This window comes from Moorena sp. SIO3A2 (assembly GCF_010672265.1).
GTDB lineage: Bacteria > Cyanobacteriota > Cyanobacteriia > Cyanobacteriales > Coleofasciculaceae > Moorena > Moorena producens.
On sequence record NZ_JAAHHC010000037.1, the window covers coordinates 23,249 to 43,904 of the forward strand.

Annotated in this window: 16 protein-coding genes and 2 pseudogenes; 10 read left to right on the forward strand and 8 right to left on the reverse strand. The window is 44.7% G+C overall.

Annotated features, from left to right (window positions below):
* Window positions 1–90: 90 nt before the first annotated feature.
* Window positions 91–2,004, forward strand: a complete 1,914-nt coding sequence (locus tag F6K64_RS28610) for a right-handed parallel beta-helix repeat-containing protein (protein WP_008182449.1) — start codon at window positions 91–93, stop codon at window positions 2,002–2,004.
* A 584-nt stretch (window positions 2,005–2,588) separates the two neighbouring features.
* Complete coding sequence (locus F6K64_RS28615) at window positions 2,589–5,336, forward strand: DEAD/DEAH box helicase (protein WP_044492656.1); 2,748 nt, start codon at window positions 2,589–2,591, stop codon at window positions 5,334–5,336.
* 12 nt (window positions 5,337–5,348) lie between these two features.
* On the opposite strand, the pseudogene F6K64_RS28620 reads toward F6K64_RS28615, so the two are convergent.
* From F6K64_RS28620 to iscB, 4 genes and pseudogenes are all read right to left on the reverse strand, one after another.
* Window positions 5,349–5,705 (reverse strand): annotated as a pseudogene (locus tag F6K64_RS28620) (RNA-guided endonuclease InsQ/TnpB family protein); the annotation flags it as partial.
* A gap of 115 nt (window positions 5,706–5,820) precedes the next feature.
* Entirely contained in the window at window positions 5,821–6,003 is a 183-nt protein-coding gene (locus F6K64_RS28625; protein ID WP_008182453.1) for a hypothetical protein, read from the reverse strand.
* 479 nt (window positions 6,004–6,482) lie between these two features.
* Window positions 6,483–6,731 (reverse strand): hypothetical protein, encoded by a 249-nt coding sequence (locus F6K64_RS28630; protein ID WP_154659749.1) that lies wholly within the window; start codon window positions 6,729–6,731, stop codon window positions 6,483–6,485.
* Window positions 6,732–7,020: 289 nt separating this feature from the next.
* Window positions 7,021–7,629 (reverse strand): annotated as a pseudogene (iscB, locus tag F6K64_RS28635) (RNA-guided endonuclease IscB); the annotation flags it as partial.
* Between the two features lie 405 nt (window positions 7,630–8,034).
* Between iscB and F6K64_RS28640 the strand changes: the two are divergent.
* Window positions 8,035–8,781: a 2-phosphosulfolactate phosphatase family protein gene (locus F6K64_RS28640; protein WP_044492687.1), complete on the forward strand. Its 747-nt coding sequence runs from the start codon at window positions 8,035–8,037 to the stop codon at window positions 8,779–8,781.
* 102 nt (window positions 8,782–8,883) lie between these two features.
* Window positions 8,884–9,099, forward strand: coding sequence for a hypothetical protein (locus tag F6K64_RS28645; RefSeq protein ID WP_008182463.1), 216 nt, complete (start codon window positions 8,884–8,886; stop codon window positions 9,097–9,099).
* A gap of 78 nt (window positions 9,100–9,177) precedes the next feature.
* Here F6K64_RS28645 and pheS read toward each other — a convergent pair whose 3' ends face one another.
* Window positions 9,178–10,179: a phenylalanine--tRNA ligase subunit alpha gene (pheS, locus tag F6K64_RS28650; RefSeq protein ID WP_324293468.1), complete on the reverse strand. Its 1,002-nt coding sequence runs from the start codon at window positions 10,177–10,179 to the stop codon at window positions 9,178–9,180.
* A gap of 171 nt (window positions 10,180–10,350) precedes the next feature.
* On the opposite strand from pheS, the gene surE reads away from it, so the two are divergent.
* Complete coding sequence (gene surE, locus F6K64_RS28655; RefSeq protein ID WP_044492659.1) at window positions 10,351–11,163, forward strand: 5'/3'-nucleotidase SurE; 813 nt, start codon at window positions 10,351–10,353, stop codon at window positions 11,161–11,163.
* A gap of 361 nt (window positions 11,164–11,524) precedes the next feature.
* Here the strand turns inward: surE and F6K64_RS28660 are convergent, their stop codons facing one another.
* The 3 genes from F6K64_RS28660 to F6K64_RS28670 all read right to left on the reverse strand — a co-directional run bounded on the left by F6K64_RS28660 (window position 11,525) and on the right by F6K64_RS28670 (window position 15,910).
* A complete protein-coding gene (locus tag F6K64_RS28660) occupies window positions 11,525–12,130 on the reverse strand; it encodes an HD-GYP domain-containing protein (protein WP_008182469.1) in 606 nt (201 codons plus the stop codon).
* A gap of 380 nt (window positions 12,131–12,510) precedes the next feature.
* A complete protein-coding gene (hflX, locus tag F6K64_RS28665; RefSeq protein WP_044492662.1) occupies window positions 12,511–14,232 on the reverse strand; it encodes a GTPase HflX in 1,722 nt (573 codons plus the stop codon).
* Between the two features lie 382 nt (window positions 14,233–14,614).
* Window positions 14,615–15,910: a molybdopterin molybdotransferase MoeA gene (locus tag F6K64_RS28670; protein ID WP_008182472.1), complete on the reverse strand. Its 1,296-nt coding sequence runs from the start codon at window positions 15,908–15,910 to the stop codon at window positions 14,615–14,617.
* A gap of 205 nt (window positions 15,911–16,115) precedes the next feature.
* Here F6K64_RS28670 and F6K64_RS28675 point away from each other — a divergent pair, with 205 nt between their 5' ends.
* The 5 genes from F6K64_RS28675 (at window position 16,116) to F6K64_RS28695 (ending at window position 20,653) form a co-directional block, all read left to right on the forward strand.
* Window positions 16,116–17,507 carry a Mur ligase family protein gene (locus tag F6K64_RS28675; RefSeq protein WP_008182474.1) on the forward strand — a complete coding sequence of 464 codons (1,392 nt, stop codon included), beginning with the start codon at window positions 16,116–16,118 and terminating at the stop codon, window positions 17,505–17,507.
* 101 nt (window positions 17,508–17,608) lie between these two features.
* Complete coding sequence (locus tag F6K64_RS28680) at window positions 17,609–18,436, forward strand: Uma2 family endonuclease (RefSeq protein ID WP_008182476.1); 828 nt, start codon at window positions 17,609–17,611, stop codon at window positions 18,434–18,436.
* 16 nt (window positions 18,437–18,452) lie between these two features.
* Complete coding sequence (locus F6K64_RS28685) at window positions 18,453–19,622, forward strand: DUF58 domain-containing protein (protein ID WP_008182478.1); 1,170 nt, start codon at window positions 18,453–18,455, stop codon at window positions 19,620–19,622.
* 237 nt (window positions 19,623–19,859) lie between these two features.
* On the forward strand, window positions 19,860–20,225 hold the full coding sequence (locus F6K64_RS28690) for a ferredoxin-thioredoxin reductase catalytic domain-containing protein (protein ID WP_008182480.1): 366 nt from the start codon (window positions 19,860–19,862) through the stop codon (window positions 20,223–20,225).
* Window positions 20,222–20,653, forward strand: a complete 432-nt coding sequence (locus F6K64_RS28695) for a DUF309 domain-containing protein (RefSeq protein WP_008182483.1) — start codon at window positions 20,222–20,224, stop codon at window positions 20,651–20,653. The genes F6K64_RS28690 and F6K64_RS28695 overlap by 4 nt, the downstream gene beginning before the upstream one ends.
* Window positions 20,654–20,656: the final 3 nt, after the last annotated feature.

Sequence of the window (20,656 nt, forward strand, 5' to 3'; positions counted from 1 at the left end):
TAGTTTATCTTTAACTATAAATGGTGTCAGACCATAAACCAGTAAAAAATTACTATTTATCAGTATATTCATCTTTAAAAGGAAGCAGCTATGACTCCAAATATAATTACTTCGGATTTAAAGTCAGAAGTCTACCTCAAACTCTCAAAAAAAAATCCTTACTATTCTAGTTTAATTTCAGGTTGTATTAATAAAAAAGAAAACCCTAGACTTATCAAAACAAACCAGTATATACCTAGTTTATTATCAACCCTAGACTCAAAAGAGTTCATCCATACTGTTACCGTTTGCCTTTTGCCTTTTGCCTTTTGCCTTTTGCCTTTTGCCTTGATTAAGCCAGCCCTAGCCCAACCAAAACCATCACCCCTAAAAGTAGTCGTCAATAGCAACCAAGATGGTTCAGTAAAACCAGACAATAACTTAACCCTGAGGGAAGCTATTAACCTGATCAACGGCACATTAACCCTAGACCAACTTAGTCCCACAGAAAAAGCTCAAGTAGAATCCCTAAGTTCCCCAGCACGGTCAAAAATAGAGTTTAATTTACCTGGCCAGCAAACCACTATTCGTTTGGTAGAACACTTGCCGCCCATCGCGACTGCTGGAGTAATCGTAGATGGCACTACCCAACCTGGCTATAACCGAGATCAATCAGCTACTGCTGAGATTGAAATCCCGATTCCATTGGTGGCAATTACTCCAGCGGAAACAGTAGAAATTTTTCAAGGTTTGACAATTATTAATGATGATGTTATTATAAAAGGTTTAAGTATATATGGATTTAACGGTGAGCACCAAGCAACTGTCATCTCAACACCAGCAGACATATTGATTTCCCATCGGCTGCCACCCGACTACGACAGTAAATTTTACAAGAGTCAGTTTGCTGCCGACAAACCTCCCCAATCGGTGATTATAGAAAACACTTGGCTAGGTATACCCCCCGATGAGAGTATGCCATCAACCATGTCAGCTTTTGGGGTATGGGTGTTTAACGGGACAGGAGTTACGATCCGGCGTAATCGAATTGCTTATCACGACGGTAGCGGGATTATTACCTCCAAGCAGGCGAGGGATCTAACGATTACCGAGAATATCATCGTTGGTAACGGGATGGCTGGGATGCCAGATGCTATTCGTCTAGATGGTACTATCGACAACACCACTATTGACTCTAACTTAATTTGCGGCAACGACGGCAGCGCTGTGTACCTATTTAAACCTATGGGTGCTGTCAGCATTCGGAATAACCAAATTAAGTATAATGGACACCGTTTACGTCGGGCTGCCATATATTTGATGGGAGATGACCATCAAGTCATTGGTAACCAAATCACTCACCAAGCAGGACCAGGAGTGGTGGTTGCTGCTTATCCAGAAAGCGATCGCAATATCATCCAAGATAATCAATTTGCGGCTCTAGAAGGGCTGAGCATTGACCTAGTAACTAGAAACCACACCGGAGCAAGGCATTATCAAGTGGGTGATGGACCAAACCCCAAGCGAGACTCTCCTAACCGTAGGCGAGACACTGGCAATAATGCTGTGAATACACCTCGGTGGTTAGCGGTAGAGTTTTTTCAACGGGATGGTCAGGTGAGTTTGGATGGGTTAGCTGACCCTGGTTCTGAGGTAGATATCTATCTTGTCGAGCAGGTTTCTCCAAAAACCCCTGGTTATGGTGCCTTGAGTAGGAAGATTGCTAGCACTGAAGCAGATCAAGATGGGAAGTTTGGGATTAGTCTTAGTAATGTCCAGCCTGGGGATTACCTGAGTGCGATCGCAACTCACCCAGACTACGGTACCTCGGAACCAGCTGTGACTGTGGTAGTGCGTTCTCTTGATGATCCAGGGAATAGTATCGAGACCCGGTCAGCAACAACTCTACCGAACACAGCAAAGCCCCAGTGTACCAGCCGTCCAGTGGCCAGGGTTCCGGTACAACCACAGTCCCCACAAATACCTGAACCGATACTTTTTAGCTACCAAAGTCTACCAAGATAGACCAAGGCTCGCCAATGCAAGATGCAATAGCATCCAGGGGGTATCTCCCAAAGCTCTCGGGAATATCCCGCGAGCGCCATAAAAATGTCAAAAAAGTTTAACACCGGGATGTAACCGCAACTATTAAAGCCTTGGTTTTCGGCTTTAATTTAAGTTACATAATAATCCCTGTCGGTGTTACCCTAATTTAAGTCTAACAAATAATAAGAGTTTTTGGTAGACTCTGCGACATTTTATCTAGCTGTTTACTAACCCTGAATATCAATGGTCATGAAGGTTTGGACGTTATCTTGATAGAACAGGAGGAAGACTTACAAGTAGAGTAGGATACGGATTTCTATGGATAATCCCCGATCGGAATAGTTTTTGGGAATAGCCTCAAACCCTTGTTCTACAACACTTCAAGTTTGTCTCGCCCTTTGTTATAGTAAACAACTACCTATAAATACACCAGGGGTATCTTGAGTAAAATGGTGTACACCCTCTCAATTAATTAACTAACATACAATCAAGATATACAACCAATGGACTACGTAATTACAAGCAACACCTAACGATCATATACCTTATTGGAAAAACCTTGTGTGAATATTGCTACTTCATCAGTAGACCTTGACCCGAACAACCTATTTCCCTTTGAACTCGATGAGTTCCAAAAACAGGCAATTGAGGCTCTCAATCATAGTCAGTCAGTAGTTGTCTGTGCTCCGACTGGTTCTGGGAAAACCCTGATTGGAGAATATACCATTTATCGTGCTTTGTCTCAAGGGGGACGTGTTTTCTACACCACCCCCCTCAAAGCGCTCTCCAACCAGAAACTAAGGGATTTTCGGGCAAAATTTGGCGCAGACAAAGTCGGTCTAGTTACCGGTGATTCCTCGGTCAACCGGGAAGCTTCTGTCTTAGTGATGACTACGGAAATCTTCCGTAATATGCTCTATGGTACCCCAATTGGTCAAGTGGGAGCCTCTATGCTAGGGGTTGAGGCGGTCATCCTAGACGAATGTCACTACATGAATGACCGACAACGAGGCACGGTTTGGGAAGAATCAATTATCTATTGTCCGCCAGATATCCAAATTGTTGCCCTCTCTGCCACTGTTGCCAATTCTGACCAGCTGACCGACTGGCTCAATCAAGTTCATGGCTCCACTCAGCTAATTTACTCTGACTTCCGACCTGTTCCCCTAGAGTTTTACTTTGCCCATCCCAAGGGAATTGTCTCCCTGCTGAATGACGACCAAACCAAGATTAACAACTCCCTCAAAACCAGGCGTCCTAAAAGCAAGGACAAACATGGACGTCCGGAGGGCCCCAGCATTAGCTCTGTGGTGAGCAAACTAAAAAAACGGGAGATGTTACCAGCTATTTACTTTATCTTTAGCCGCCGAGGCTGTGATAAGGCAGTAGATGAGATGGGTCCAATATCCCTGGTCAATGAACAAGAAGCAGCTCGACTCAAGAAACGGATTGATGAATTTATCACTAAGAATCCAGAAGCAGCTCGAACCAAACAAATTGACCCCCTCTACCGAGGTATAGCTGCCCATCATGCTGGAATTTTACCTGCTTGGAAAGGTCTAGTAGAAGAACTATTCCAACAAGGACTAGTGAAGGTGGTATTTGCGACAGAAACCCTAGCAGCAGGAATTAATATGCCTGCTCGTACCACGGTTATTTCCAGTCTATCTAAGCGTACTGACCGAGGACACCGGCTACTCACTGCCTCTGAATTTTTGCAGATGGCTGGACGAGCAGGACGGCGAGGGATGGATACCAATGGCTATGTGGTGACCGTGCAAACCCCCTTTGAAGGGGCTAAGGAGGCGGCTTATCTAGCAACTGCTGGTGCTGATCCCCTAGTTAGTCAGTTTACCCCTACCTATGGTATGGTACTGAATTTGTTGCAAACTCACTCTCTGCCTCAAGCCAAGGAGTTAGTTGAACGCAGCTTTGCTCAGTACCTAGCTACTTTGTACCTAAAACCTCAACAACAGGCAATTACTGAACTGACTGCGGAACTGACCAGAATTGATTTTCAACTGGCACCGGTAGATGTGGCAGTAATGGAAGGCTATCAAAAACTGAAGGAACACCTGAAAGTAGAGCGCCGCATTCTTAAAGACCTGCAACACCAAGCAGAGGTATCTGTTTCTAAAGCCGTATCCCAAGTGTTACAACAGGTGGAATCGGGAGCCATTCTCTATCTCAAGGGCAAGCATGTGCCAGTGTCTTCTCCTGTTCCAGCTGTTTTAGTGTCTAAACAAAAGGGTTCCGGTCAATTCCCCTATCTGGTGTGCTTAAGTGCTGCTAACCGATGGTATGTGGCAACAACTGCTGATGTGATGGGGTTAGATGGCTTTCCTGAAGTGGCCGATGACCAAGTATCCAATGGCTCTACGGAAGATTACTCAACCGGCTCAACTCAAGGTGAATCCTCTGACATTATCACTCTTCGATACCTTGATATTGGAACTCTCCAGCCTCTAGAGGGACTTGAGATTAAGCCAGGTCAAGTCAAAGGCGGAAATGAAGATACTGAAGCCTTGGCTAACCAAGTCCCCACTATTGCTCAACTCTGGGTTGCTCCAGAAGTGAGGGAGCAACAAGGTGTTGTTGCTGATCTAGAGGGTCAAATGGAAACCCATGCTCTTCGTCAGTGGGGTAATCCCTCTCAACTGATCAAACGCCACAAAAAACGGTTGTTTTTGCAGGAGCAAATTAACCAACGTCAAACTAAATTCCGAGAATACCAGGCTCAGCATTGGCACGAATTTCTGAACCTGATTGAAATTTTAAAGGAATCTGGCTCTTTGGAGGACTTAACTCCCACTGTTCTGGGGCAAGTGGCTGCTTCGGTTCGGGGAGAAAATGAGTTGTGGCTAGCTTTAGCCATGCTGTCGGGAGAATTAGATGACTTAGACCCCCACCAACTGGCAGCAGCTTGCTCTGCTATAGTTACCGAAACCCCTAGACCGGATAGTTGGACAAACTATAAACCAAGTGAGGAAGTGCTAGAAGCATTGGGAAACCTCAGGAGGATTCGGCGTCAAGTATTTCAGCTACAGCGTCGATATCATGTCGCCTTACCGGTTTGGTCAGAGGATAGGTTAATTGGTCTAATAGAACAGTGGTCATTAGGCAAATCCTGGCGGGAGCTATGCGGAAATAGCAGTTTAGATGAAGGGGATGTGGTGCGAATCTTACGTCGAACCTTAGATATATTATCCCAAATTCCCCATGTGTTGCCTCTACCAGAGTCTTTAAAAGCTAATGCGATTCGTGCTGCTCAGTTACTTGACCGCTTTCCGGTTAATGAGCGAGTCAATTGACACTCCCCGCGCCTATTGAAGCGGGGATTCTTCGCTCAACGATTCGACTTGCTGAACCTGGCCGGAACCAAGAACAGTAGAGGTTAAATCTCCCGAAGTGTTCGGATCGATGATCCAGGTTCCGGTGTGCCCCACCGTACCCAAGGCTTTTTTCAGGATGTTGACTGCGGCGTTGTGGTCTCGGTCTAATTTACAACCACATTTGCAGACGTGAGTCCTAGTTGATAGCGACTTCTTGACTACCTCGCCGCATTCTGAGCAATTTTGACTCGTATAGGCAGGATTCACTGCAACCGTGACTCTACCAAACTTCTTGCCAAAATGCTCTAACCATTTCCTAAACTGATACCAACCTGCATCGTTAATAGCTGAGGGGGCGACGAAATAAGCTAAAACGCAGACTCTATAAGTAATCTAGCCCTTAGACCTCGTTGATAATACTTTCGCTTATTAGGATTTAATTTCATTAATTCGGTTACTAATTCTAGACAAACATCCTTGATTGCTGATTCTCGACTACGATCTCCAAGATAAAATCCAACAATTTCTTTAGTTTCTTGTTCGCGTAGCGTGGCCAACGGCCATCGTTCGCGTAGCGTGGCCAACGGCCAATGGCCAACCAAATCCATTGTTTATTATCTTTTTTTGTCTTGATGCAGTCGCTCATGGTTTGAAGTTACCGTAAGACAGGCTCGCCTTAATCAATGGAGGCGCGCTTTCCGCTTGAAGAATTAAATTACGGGGTCGCGCCTCAAGTTTTAACCCTTTTTTGCATAACCTACCAACCATAAAGGCTCAACGTAATCAGGTTTCGTCTCCGGGGGAACCCCCAAGACCGCGCTGCATCGCTTTAACAAAAGACCACATTTCATCACATTCAGCGGTGCGACCCCGGTCGGGAAACCCGACCTAGGGAACGCGCACCAAGAGAATGGACATCTTACATGCACGGTTTTTCTGAAACCTTTATTTTTCGGGGGGTTTCCGCATATTTCTTATTAACATAATTCTGGAGCCATGTTTTTGAAACTCCAACTGTTCGAGCAATACCGGCTTGCATATATTTTCTCAAGTAATAGGTAATCGATTCTCTTTTTGATCGACAAGGATATCGTTTTTTTTGTCGGATTTTTTACAAACTGTCTCTTACAGTTTTTGCGGTGCGACCCCGGTCGGGTTCCCCGAAAAGCGTGAATGCGCACCAAGAGAAACAGAGATATTTTTGCTTTTTATTATGAGTGCTTCCATGTCTTGATGCAGTCGCTCATGGGGGAAACCACGCCAGTTGCTCATGGGGGGAACCCCCAAGACCGCACTGGCTCCCCAAGACCGTAATGGTGCGTTTGACCCGTAATTAAATTCGCCACGGGTCGCACCTCTGCATCGCTTTTTCACTGTTCGCTCACAATTGCAGTAAGGGCAATTGGGTCGCGTTATTAAATCTGAGACTGTATTCATTCTTACGATGGTGTATTGATAACTTGATAACGTTTTTTATAACAAAAGTTTAGCAGTTTTTTAAAGATTTTTTAATTAAGATTTATTATTTAAACAATAAAAGCTACTAATTAATGATATCAAAATTACTATTTTTACATAAAAAAATGCATTATTTAAGGTCAATATAATATTCTATCACTACTTATTTATCACTACCGGACTGCTTACCACAATAAGTGCATTATCTCCCCCATTTTTCAAGTAAGTACTCCCTAACTTCATAACCAGCTAGTTCCCCTTGCTGGTACTCAGTGCCATTGATTTCAGGATTTTGCATCTTTTGGGTGTCAAACTTGACTTTTTCGACCCAAATCTCATTGACAGGACAAAATTTAATTAGTCGTTTTACCCAAGTTTCAATAGTCAACACCCTGTGCTCTAGGCTAGGTGAAAGCCATCCCTCTGGACATCTACGGTTAAGAAATCGTGGCTTTATGTATCGGGTATGACGGTTACGTCTTCCACGTCTTGCAGCTCTTCTAGACTCTAGTTTTTTCTTGATTAATCCTCCTCTGTGTTCTAATTCCATACCCTAAATAACTTGGTTGTTTTGAACTAGGGCAAATCCAGTTACCTTACTACCAGGGTCAATCTTTATTTGACAAGATGAGATAACTGGATTATCGTTCGCGCAGCGTCGGCTTTGCCGAATCGCAGTCTTTAAGATGATCGTGAAAGGATACATCCTGAAAACCGCAGCTTTACCTTTGTCTAACAACCGGCGTGCTTTCTTCGGGTAAATTGGGTTTAGTGGTTGTTTGTTTGTGTCAATAACAAATACATAATTTGGCATTTTTAGTGCATCTCAATTTGGTAATGTGTTCCGGACTTCGTCCCGCTACGCGAACGACAATGTTATAATGGCTTGTTAGGCTAACCACACATTTTGCCTTTCCTTAGTAGCTAGCGATAGAGCCGGGAGCTGGAGGTCACCCCCGGGGATCCTGACCAAACCAACGTAGGAAATCAATCCTGAGTCTGCATCTTCGCGGTTGTAATCCGGGAAATTGCCGGGAATTACCAGGCTTTAACGAAGAGGCACCTTGATTTAACCGACTAACTAATATACTATAATTTGTGGCTGTCGTGCCCGATAAATTGGGATGCCATTAGGCTGACTGGTTTAATCTTCAAGATTAATGAGGCTGGTTATGTCAACGAAAATTTCAGCAGTCCAAAAAACAACTATATCCAAGCCGTGAAGCTATCTATCTACCACACCCCGGAAGAAACTCCCACAGACACCTTGCCAGACTGTGCGATCGCAATTGATGTCCTGCGAGCCACGACTACCATGGCTACAGCTTTGAATGCTGGTGCTGAAGCCGTTCAAGTGTTCAGTGATATTGACCAGTTAATGGAAATCAGTGAACAATGGCCCACTGACAAACGGCTAAGAGCTGGGGAAAGGGGTGGTAAAATGGTAGAGGGCTGTGATCTGGGTAACTCGCCCTTGATTTGCACACCTGAGCGAGTACAGGGCAGGAGACTATTCATCAGTACCACCAACGGTACCCGTGCCTTACAGCGTGTCCAAAATTCCCCGGTAGTCCTAGCCGCCGCCTTAGTGAATCGTGTGGCAGCGGTGGAGTATTTACTGACCCACAAACCAGATAGTATTTGGCTAGTGGGGTCAGGTTGGGAAGGAGCCTACTCCCTAGAAGACACGGTTTGTGCTGGGGCGATTAGTCAAAGACTTATGGAAGAAACCGGAGACTCAGTGGATGACATTGCTGGTAATGATGAAGTAATTGGTGCGATCGCACTTTACTCCCAGTGGCAAGATAAATTACTAGAGATGTTCTATCACGCTAGTCACGGAAAACGCCTGCTGCGGCTGAATGGTCATGAAGATTTAAAGTATTGCGCTCAAACTGATGTATTAGACGCTTTACCGATTCAGAAAGAACCAGGAGTTTTGGTTAAAAACCCAGTTAACAGGTAAAATCTAGCAGATAACGAGAGCTTTTTTCTGTTTTAATTTGGGTACGGCATTATTTTTGATTTTTCAGCTAACCTCTAATGTGTTGGAATTTAATGTTTTGGCATGAGCTCACCAGAATTTAATTCTCTTAGCGAATTTTTTCAAGGACTAAGTGAACAAGACTTAGCTCAACGATTAGGAGTAGCACCAGCAACACTCCAAGAATTAAGAGATCAACCTGATTTTAAGCAGTGGAGTCAGGATAAAGACCCAGAATCAGTTTCGTGGCGATATCAGAAGGATAAGCAACGCTATATAGCAAACTTATCCTTTGGATAATTTTGGTTTACTTTGTCATGGTTTGTTTTGATTAATAATTTATAGTTTCGTCGAATCTACCAGTAACGCTAATCAACACTAAAACTGCTTCAAAAAGCGCAGATCACTGTTGTACAAGCGACGAATATCATCAATCTGGTGCAGGACCATGGCAAAACGTTCTACTCCAAAACCAGCAGCAAAACCTGTATAAATTTCAGGATCATAGCCTACAGCCTTGAGTACATTGGGGTCAACCATCCCGCAACCCATCACTTCTAACCATTTCCCCTTCCACTGCACATCCACCTCTGCTGAAGGTTCAGTGAAAGGAAAATAACTGGCACGGAAACGCACTTCTAACTCTTCCCCAAACATTGCCTCCAAAAATTCCCTAAGGGTACCTTTGAGGTCGGTAAAGGTTATCCCTTCATCCACTGCCAACAGTTCTATCTGATGGAACACTGCCGAGTGGGTAGCATCTACCGTATCCCGTCGATAAACTCGACCAGGTGCCACAATCCGAATCGGTGGCTCATGGTTTTCCATGTAGCGAATCTGTACCGAAGAGGTATGGGTACGCAGCAAATTACCATCCGGCAAGTAGAAGGTATCTTGCATATCCCGCGCCGGATGGTCAGGGGGAGTATTAAGGGCCTCAAAGTTATAGTAATCTGTCTCCATCTCTGGGCCAGTAGCAATGGTGTAGCCTAAACCAACAAAAATATCTAATGCCCGATCAATGGTGCTATTGAGAGGGTGAATGCGACCTTGGGGACGATATACCCCTGGCATAGTCACATCCAGGGTTTCTGAGCGCAATTTTGCCTGAATTTCAGCTGCTTTCAGGTCTTGGAGCCTCTGCTCTAGGTTATGCTGGAGGGTTTCTTTGACAACATTTGCGATCGCACCAATCTTAGGTCGGTCTGCTGGTGCTAACTTACCCATTCCCCGCAATATCTGAGACAGTTGCCCTTTCTTGCCTAGGTAATTAATGCGCAACTGTTCCAATTGTTCCAAGGTATCAGTAGAAGCGATCGCAATGGTTGCTTCTTCTTTGAGTGTAGCTAGTTGGGTCTCAATCTCGTTGAGGCTTGTCATCAGTAATTTTAGGTTAGTAAGAGAAGAACCGGAAACCCCTGTCATTTATGCAGGACTGTTTCATTTTACTGAAAAAATGGTCAGGTGAGTGGGGTAGATGGTCTTAGAATATATCAATTTCAGATTAGAATCGAACAGCGACTTTTATCTTTAGCTGTAGCCTCATATCCTATGAAATTGCTGATCAGCAACGATGATGGTATCTTCGCCCTTGGTGTACGTACCCTTGCCAACACCCTCGCTGAAGCGGGGCACAATGTTACCGTAGTATGTCCTGACCGAGAGCGCTCAGCAACTGGTCACGGTTTGACCCTTCATGAGCCCATCCGTGCTGAAGTTATAGATAACATCTTCCATCCCAAGGTTACTGCTTGGTCTTGTTCTGGAACCCCTTCAGACTGTGTAAAGCTGGCTTTGTGGGCATTAATGGATAGCGCACCAGATTTAGTGCTTTCTGGGATTAACCATGGTTCTAACCTGGGTACTGATGTCCTCTACTCTGGCACTGTCTCAGCCGCTATGGAAGGGTTAATCGGAGGGATTCCCAGCATTGCCTTCAGTCTAGCCACCTACACCTCAAAGGAGTTTCAAGTAGCGGCTTCATTTGCGAAAACTCTCCTAAATCAGCTGTCAGAGCAACCTTTACCAAAAACAACATTGCTCAATGTCAACGTGCCACCTGTTAAGGTCTCAGACATAGCTGGTATTGCTATAACCCGTCAAGGGGTTCGTCGTTATATCGAGAATTTTGAGAAACGAGTTGATCCCCGAGGTAAAATCTATTACTGGTTAGCTGGTGAAGTTATTGAGGATATTGAACAACCCGATCATATTCACTTACCTCAAGATATCCCTACTGATGTTCAGGCAATTCGCGACAACTACATTAGCATCACCCCTTTGCAATATAACCTCACTGATACTGCTAGGGTGTATCACTTGCAGCAGTTGAAACTGGGTCAAGATGAAGGATGTTCACCCTAGGCTTTCCTTGTAGGGTTTTATCAAGGATAAAAGATGAAGGATTAAGGATAAAGTTTTGGAAAATTTACCTTAATTTATATTGAAAAATGAGTAAATTTACTGCTTTTATACATAAATACAAGTGACCGTTTAATCCTCAAAAATAAGGTAAAAATTACCCATACTGCTACAACTTTAGTCAGCGGATTTCTATAACCATTAAAGCAGGTATTGATGAGATGCTTGGGTTTTTGTAAGACCCGTCGGCGATAGCTGAAGAAAGAAAAAGGTGAAACTAACTAGTCAACTATTTTTTTATGCAAATTTTAACTTTTGAACTTCAATGTTAAGCCTTCAGTCTTTCAACTTCAAGTTTTAGCCTTCAACCACCGCCTCGATAGTACAGTTCAAGAAAACGAAAAAACTTTTCACAGAGTTCTGGATCTCTTGCACCAACTTTTATTTCTTTAGTAATTTCTGCTACAGCCTGTTTCCAGTAGGGACGAATACCTGGGGGGTCACTACGGTTACGATATAGGCGCTTGCTGATGATAGCATCTGCCGCATTCACCAGCTGAAAGACCTGAACAATGTAAGGAATTTTCTCACCACGCAACCCATCCGGATAACCAGTGCCATTCAGCCTCTCTTGGTGGGTACGCACTAAGAATGCAAACTCCTTCAGGAGCGGATACTGGTTACAAATCAGTTCTGAAACTTCAGGATACTCCTTAACTTTTGTCCACTCCTTTTCTGTCAGCGGTCCTGTTTTGAACAGGATATGATCGGGAATGCTAATTTTACCTAAACCGTGGCAATAGCACAAAAAAACCAGCTGACGCATTGCTTCTGGCTCTAAGTTTAACCAGCGTCCAAAATGCATACACATAGTTCGCAGACGATAGCACCTTAAGCCAATGGGTACGTTGCGAGCCAACTGGATTTGTTCAAGGAAATTTAGGATATCGGCGTCCCCAGAACGAAGCATCAAACTTTGAAGTTGGTTTTGGTTTTAACAATTAAATTATCCCTATCTATTAGCTTACAGATGTGAATTTTTTATGAAGCTAATCCATTTGATTAAGTCTTTGTCCCATAGTGGTACTCTTTTAGAAGTAGTTAGAGACGTTAGTAAAATCCACTCCTATAGCAATCCTAAATCATTTGTAAAATCAGCAAAATCTGGGATTATTGCTGGGCAAGGGTTTTAGCGATTCGGCGAGGCCGACGCTATCGCGAACACTTTGGCCAATATATTTCACGAATCATATAGGACTGCTATAGCAAGAAATAAAACTGCAATAATACTACTTATTTAAAAGTAGCTAAATCCCGATTTTGGTTAGTTTTTCATGACCCTGAGTCAGTTTATTGAGTTGCGATCGCATAGTGAACTAACTCAACTAGTTTCTGACGCAATGTCTCTAGTCCAAGACGTTTACTAGCAGAAATAAAAACTCCTTGAGGAAATTCTTCTTTCGCTAACGCTAGGGTATCACTATCTACTTGGTCGATTTTATTAAAAACTACTAAAATCGGTCCTGGTGTAATAGGCATATCCCTCAGAATGCCCATTACAGAACGAATATGACTAGCCCAAGCTGAATGGGATAAATCCACTAAATGCAGCAAAGCATCTGCTTCTGTTACTTCTTCGAGGGTAGCCCGAAATGAATCTACTAAGGGTGGGGGTAACTCGTGAATAAACCCTACTGTATCGATCAATAGCATAGCGCTAGATTTACCCGTTACTGAGTCAATAATAGGTAAGCGTCGGGTAGTGGGATCAAGGGTAGCAAATAACTGGTCAGCGGTATAAACCTCAGCATTGGTTAGGGTATTCAACAGGGTAGATTTGCCGGCATTTGTATAACCAACGACCGCCACTGTCGGAACGTCCTGTTGCTGACGCCGCTGCCTTAACCTTGACCGATGAGCCTGTAATTGGTTTACTTCTTGTTGAAGTCGGGTAATTCGACGCTGAATGGAGCGGCGTTCGGTTTCCAGTTTGGTTTCACCCGGACCACGAGTACCAATACCACCCCCTAACCGGGACATCGCCTGACCCCGACCAGTAAGGCGAGGCAACATATATTCTAGTTGTGCCAGTTCCACCTGCAATTTACCAGCACGGGATTGAGCTCGTTGGGCGAAAATATCGAGAATCACTTCAGTACGGTCTACAACCCGAACACCAATTTGGGATTCTAGGTTGCGAGCTTGTGCTGGTGATAGGTCGCGGTCAAATACTACCAGATTAGCGGCTAGAGTTTGGGTAGTCAGGGCAATTTCCTCTACCTTACCGCTACCAACTACTGTTTGGGGATGGGGATGCGATCGCTTTTGCTGGATTACCCCTAATACTTCTCCACCAGCGGTTTCCACCAACCGCCCAATTTCTGCTAAGCCATCTTCAAATCGCTCTGGGCTGATTTTTTCAGTCATTAATCCTATAATCAGCACCCTATCTTGGTCAACATCGACTTGCTGAGCCACAAATTGCCTTCGAAACTCAGCTTCTAGCTCTTCGACCAATTCCTGGAAATCCTGCTTGGTCAGAATATCCAGACTCATGGGTGATGATACACTCCAATTTAGGAGTTGAGAGTCTACCTGATTGTTTCCTTCTGAGTTACTAGGAGGGAGTAAATGTGCGAGATAGGTTTCTTTGATATAACCTGTTGCTCCACCACCCCGCCTTATCATACCTGAGCCAGTAATCGTAAGTACCACCAATGCATCCAATCGCTGAATTGCCATAGCCGTGAGGGTAGATTCTCTGGGGATTTCTGATTTGAGCTGAGTGGCGATACAGCGAATCCCGCACAATCGTTCAGCACCGTAACGGGGCAATTCCAGGGGAGGAATTTTGGTCTGAGTAGGGGTACCTACAGCCACACGAATCACTTGTCCCCGGCGATTGATGTAGGTGCATAGGGGCTGTTGAATGTCTGTGCTAATGGCTGCAACACGTTGAGCAAACTCCGGCGTAGTCAAGTTATCGCTGGGTAAGCGTTGGTGATACAGCCGTTTTAGTTGCTTGAGCTGGCTAGGCTTAAGACCTTGAAGATTACCGTAGATAGTATCGATAGGCGCTACTGACCAGTAACCTGGTTTCCAAGACTACTTTATCTATTTTAAGACTTACCCAGTGAAACCAAAAATCCGGCTTTTGCCATGGTATAGGGTTATGGGGTGGGTGACCGGTTAACCGGGTGTGGCGAGCAAGGGGTGACAACAAAGCGTTAGGCAACATCAATTACCCACCAAGACCCTTAAAACCCGGTTTCTGGTGATAAATCAAAGCTCCTTGCTTGCATGGCTTTTACCTTTTAGATCAAATCGGGATAATTGCCCACATTTACGATATCCAGAACATTATCTTTCTTCCCCTGCACCCGAAGCTCCCCTGCACCCGAAGCTCCCCTCACCAGGAAGTAGGTTATTCAACCGGATTTGATATTATTGTGCCCTAGCCTACCTGTAAAACTAATACCGATTCACCAGCCCGAATCAAGGTTTTACCGATTGGCACCACCGCTAGACCATTGGTATAAGCAAGATTAATCAAATTACCAGAACTATGACTACCGCTGGCCAGATGAAATTCGTGGTTACCAGCTGCATCTAAACACAGTTGTCCCCACAGATAAGTTTCCCGGCCTCCACCGGCATGTAAGTCATTACATGCGATCGCTTTGACAAAAACTGGTTTGGAGACTTCCTCCGGTAAACCAGATAGTTTTAACAGTGCTGGTTTAACAAACCGCCAACAACTGACTAGTGCTGAAACGGGATTCCCAGGTAGACCAAAGTACAGTACTGGACGTTTTAAACACGAGGGAGTACTAGAAAGGTCACTGTCTTCTGGGGAATTAGGCAAGGGGGAGGTAAAAGTAGCAACAGTTAGGGGTTTACCGGGTTTAACCGCAACGGAGTGGATGTGAATCTCTGCTCCGAGCTGGGCTAAGATTTTGTCTACATAGTCATAATCCCCCACTGATACACCGCCAGTAGATAGAACCATATCTGCTTCGGATATAGCGTTTGCGATCGCATTTTTTAGATCGTCTGGCTGATCGCGCACAATCCCCATAGGTATGGGTACTCCCCCCAAGAGGGAGACAAAGGTACCCAAGGCATACTGATTAGAATCCACAATTTGACCAGGTTTTAGGGGTTGGTCAGGGGTTACTAGCTCGTTGCCAGTGGAAAAAATTGCCACCCGAGGACGCCGATACACTGTCAGTTGGTTACACTGAGCTGCAGCTAAGACGGCAATTTCTGGAGCACCAAGCCTAATTCCTGGTTTCATAAGACTGGTTTGGGCTTGGTAAAAAGATGCCCGATGACGGACAAAGGCTTGGGGTTGGGGAGCCTCCAAAATCATCACCTGATTGTCCTGGAGCTTGGTGTTTTCTTGCATCACCACCGTATCAGCTCCTTTTGGCATACAACCTCCAGTAAAAATCCGTGACGCTTGTCCCGGTTTGACTTCACATTGGGGTTGATATCCAGCAGGGATTTCTTCGACAATAGTTAAAACTACTGGTTGTTCGCGATTGCAGGATTGGACATCGCTATAACGCACGGCATACCCATCCATGGCTGAATTATCCCAGTGCGGAAAATCTAAGTTACTGGTCACTGTTGCTGCCAGAATTCTATTAGTAGCAGCGGATAGCTCTACCACCTGTGTTTCCAGCCGTGGGTCAAAGGGTTGAACCAAATTGAGAATGATTGACTCTGCTTCTTGAACTGGTAGCATTGCCTATTAAGTATCAAAGATGAACGATGTAGCACTATTGTATGAAGGACAAAGTGAAGGACTTGCGCTGTGGTGGGCGTGAAATCTTCCCTAATTATCCTCTTAATCAATGGTAGGTTTTAGCTTTCATCGGAAATTTCGATTCTGATTCGTTCATCTTCTGTTCCGACTCTTTCATCCACGAACAACTTTTAGCTTTCATCCCGTGACTAGATCAATTATCGATAGATTACGATTAGGGTTATCCGTAGGCATTGCCAAAACCGTCACCGCTCTGGTTCGGTTATTAAACCTAGGGGCAGCAAGTGTTCTGCCTGGAGCAATTGCCCGTCGTCTCCAGCCTCAAGTCCTGCCGTTACTATTAGCTCAGGTCAGACAAGGTGTCATTCTAATTGTTGGTACTAACGGTAAAACTACCACCTCTTTACTCCTGTGCACTATCCTTGAGAGCCAAGGTTGGCGAGTGGCTCACAATGGCACTGGGGCAAATTTGATTAATGGCTTAGTGACAGCACTCCTAGTTCATACCAATGGCATTGGTCAGTTGGATGCTGATTACGCCCTTTTGGAAGTGGATGAAAATGTGCTGCCCTTGGTATTGCTTGATTGTCAGCCTAAGTTCATTTTGGGCTTAAACCTGTTTCGTGACCAGCTCGATCGTTATGGGGAAGTGGATACGATTAGCCGTCGCTGGCAAAATGCGATCGCTCCGTTACCTCAGGAAACCGTTGTGGTTTTAAACGGGGATGACCCTACCCTGTCTTACCTAGGTCAACAGTTACCCCAGAGAGTCTTTTTCTTTGGGTTAAGTGAGCCAGATCTCTATCTTGATGAAATTCCCCATGCGGTTGACTCAATTTACTGCCCCAGTTGTGGACATCCCCTGGACTATGAGGGTGTTTATCTGTCCCATCTAGGAGACTATCACTGTCCTCAATGTGGCTTTAGTAAACCTCAACTCGCAGTCAATAGTAGCCAGTGGCCACAAATATTAATTGGTATCTATAACAAATACAATACATTGGCAGCGGGATTACTAGCCATAGAGATGGGAATTGACCGGGATACCATCTACAACAGTATTAAAACCTTCCGCGCTGCCTTTGGACGAGCAGAAGAATTAGTTGTGGATGGGAAGCAGGTTCGGATTCTGTTATCCAAAAATCCAGTAGGGATGAATGAAACGATTCGAGCTGTTAATGACTTGCAAAAACAAGGTGGAGCATCCACTAAGCTAGTGGTACTCAATGACCGAACCCCTGATGGCACAGATGTGTCTTGGATTTGGGATGTGGATACAGAAAAATTAGTGAACTCAGGGGGAACTGTGGTAGTCAGTGGCGATCGCGTTTATGATATGGCACTCCGTCTAGAATACAGCCAGAATCAAGACCAGAGTCAAGACCAGAATCAAGACCAGAATCAAGACCAGAATCAAGACCAGACTAATTGCGAATTGATTATTAAAGAAGATTTAGCAGAAGCGATCGCTACCGCTTTGGAACAAACTCCAGATCATGAAACCCTTCATATTTTGCCTACTTATTCTGCCATGTTGGAAGTGCGGGGACTTTTGACTGGGCGCAAAATTTTGTAGGTATTTTTAAGGGAGATAATTGGAAAGTTTATTAAGTCCTGACTCATTAAAAATTCTGCCAAAATAAATCTATACCCCCAGTAGGAGCCGATGAAGAAACCATGACTCAAAGTATTGACCCGGTTGTTTTACCTCCTCCTTTCCCAGATCACACCCAACTACCAGAATCAGATGGAAGTTTTGCCAAAAATTTTCATAAACATCCCCAAAGCATCTTACTTACAGATTCCATTGGACCAGTTTTACAGCAAATTCATCCCGATGGACACTATGCCATTGGACAAGACTGTGGTATCTATTGGCGAGAAACTGACCCACCCGAAAAAGGAGCAGAAGCTCCTGACTGGTTTTATGTTCCCAACGTTCCGCCTAAGTTAGATGGTGAAATTCGCCGTTCCTACGTTATATGGCGAGAATATATCGCTCCTTTAATTGCTCTTGAATTTGCCAGTGGGAACGGGGAAGAAGAACGAGACCAAACTCCTCTATCCCGAAGTGAGCAAGGAAAAGTCACTAAACCAGGCAAATTTTGGGTTTATGAGCAGATTATACGCATTGCCTATTACGGCATCTATGAAATCAAAACCGGTAACTTGGAGGTCTATGAATTCCTTAAAGGTTTCTATCACAAAATGAAGCCCAACGAGCGAGGTCATTATCCCATTGAACCATTAGGAATCGAATTGGGATTGTGGCAGGAAACCTATCAAAATCAAAACCAACTCTGGTTAAGGTGGTGGGATAACCAAGGTAATCTATTGCTGATTGGTAATGAGCGGGCTGAAGTGGAACATGCACGAGCTCAAAAAGCTGAACAGGCAATCTTCGAGGCTGTGCCCCGTTTCCTGAAGATGGGACTAACAGTGGAACAGGTGGCAGAAGCCCTTAGCTTGAGTGTAGAACAGGTACGAGAACAAGTTGAGGGTTGAATAACTGTAAAAAGTCATGAGCATTATTAAACAAACCACCGAATGGTTAGAAACCAACTGGGTTAATCCCGCCTATGGAGGTTTGCTTTTAGCAGGTATTGCCATCTGTTTCTTTGGCGCTGCCACCAATACAATGGCAGGATGGCTCTATGTGATCAGTGCGATTATTTTTGCCCTACTGGTAATTGCCGTTATCTTGCCAGTGCGATCGCTTAACCATCTATCAGTACGCCGACGTCCGATCTCACCGGTCAGTGTGGGAGACCAGTTAACCATTGAACTAGAAATCGAAAACCCCACCCTCGGACCTCAAAGCCTATTACAAATTCAGGATATGCTCCCACCAGAACTCGGAGCAATGACCAAAACACCAGTAGCTAGCATTCCAGCCCAAAGTGTCCATCGCTGGGTTTATTACCATCCCACCGCCAAACGAGGAGTCTATCGGTGGCACCAGGTACAATTGAGAACTGCCACACCCTTGGGATTATTTTGGTGCCGTCGCCGTCGATATGTTAGCGCTAGGGCAGTAGTTTATCCCACTGTACTTCCCCTTACTCGCTGTCCCCTAGTGGATGAAATTGGTAAAGAGGACAGTATGCAAGTCCAAAGCGATCGCAAATCTCAATCACTTAGCCAAGACCTTACCAAAGCACTACGACCTTACCGAGTTGGTGACCCTACCCGTCTGATTCACTGGCGCACCAGTGCTCGTTACGGTGAATTACTGGTACGGGAGTTAGAAGTATTGACTGGTTCTCAAGAAATTATCATCTGCCTCGATAGCTCCAGTCAATGGCATCCGGAAGACTTTGAACAAGCCGTTATTGCTGCTGCTTCTATTTACTCCTATGCTTGTCGGACTCAGCCAAATGTCAAATTATGGACACCGAGAACAGGGTTATTGCACGGTAACTCAGTAGTGTTAGAAGCCCTTGCTGCCACCCAAGCCGGAGTTGATGGGAAAGCTGAAGAGCAACCCTATTTACCTCCTTATCTACCCTTGATCTGGCTGACTCAAAATCCTGTTAGTCTTAACTCCCTACCCCCTGGAAGTCGTTGCTTACTTTGGCCAAAAGATGTATCCGTGGTAAACCCAGTCCCACAACTCAAACGCAATAGTGTGGGAATTGTAATTAATACGACTGAGCCCCTAAAACCCCAGTTACAGCAACCGATCCCATAGCCAATAAGCTGTGGAACGCAACGAATTATGAACGTATTAATGGTCGTGTTGTTTGCAGTCTGGTCTTCTGATTTAGGGTAAACGATAGGGTTTTGGTATTTATTAGCACCAATTCAACCGATCGAACAATTATCCTAAACATATGTATCGCTATCCCAACGATCAACAAATATCCGATTTACCTGTAAGACAGTACGATACAATTCTAAGAACTCTTTCACAACTCAATTTTACTAAATGACTACATCACCAATAGCTAATCAAGCCAGTGATAGTAAACTGGAGGCGATGCAAAACTTTGCTCAGACTTATGCTCAGCGCACTGACACTTACTTCTGTGTTGACCCAAGCGTAACTGCTGTGGTGATTGAGGGACTTGCCAAACACAAAGAAGAACTCGGTGCTCCCTTATGCCCTTGCCGCCATTATGAAGACAAAGAAGCAGAGGTGAAAGCTACCTTCTGGAATTGCCCTTGTGTGCCCATGCGGGAACGCAAGGAGTGCCACTGTATGTTATTTTTGACTCCGGATAACGATTTTGCCGGTGATAAGCAAGAAATTTCCCTAGACGAAATTAAAGCTGCGCGAGATAGCATGGCATGACAGCCATAGTACTACCTGAAGAATTTTGGCAGGGTGTCGATCAATTTAATCAGCAAGAGTTTTACGCTTGTCACGACACCCTTGAAGCTTTATGGATAGAAGCAGTTGAGCCGCAAAAGCGATTTTATCAAGGTATTTTACAAATATCTGTTGCCTGCTACCACCTAGGTAATCTAAACTGGCGTGGTGCAGTGGTTTTACTCGGTGAAGGGATCGGACGTCTCAGTAACTATCAACCAGACTATGGGGGGATTGATGTCACTGAGCTACTATCTCAAAGTGTTAATCTCCTACAGGCATTGCAAAACTTTGGCTCAGAGCAAGTTGCTGATTTTGTTAGACAGTTAGAGGCGGCTGACAGCAATGATGTTGTAGTTAGTGGTGAAGGGGTTAGGGGTTTTCCAAAACTCAAGGGAGTTGATGGTTAACAA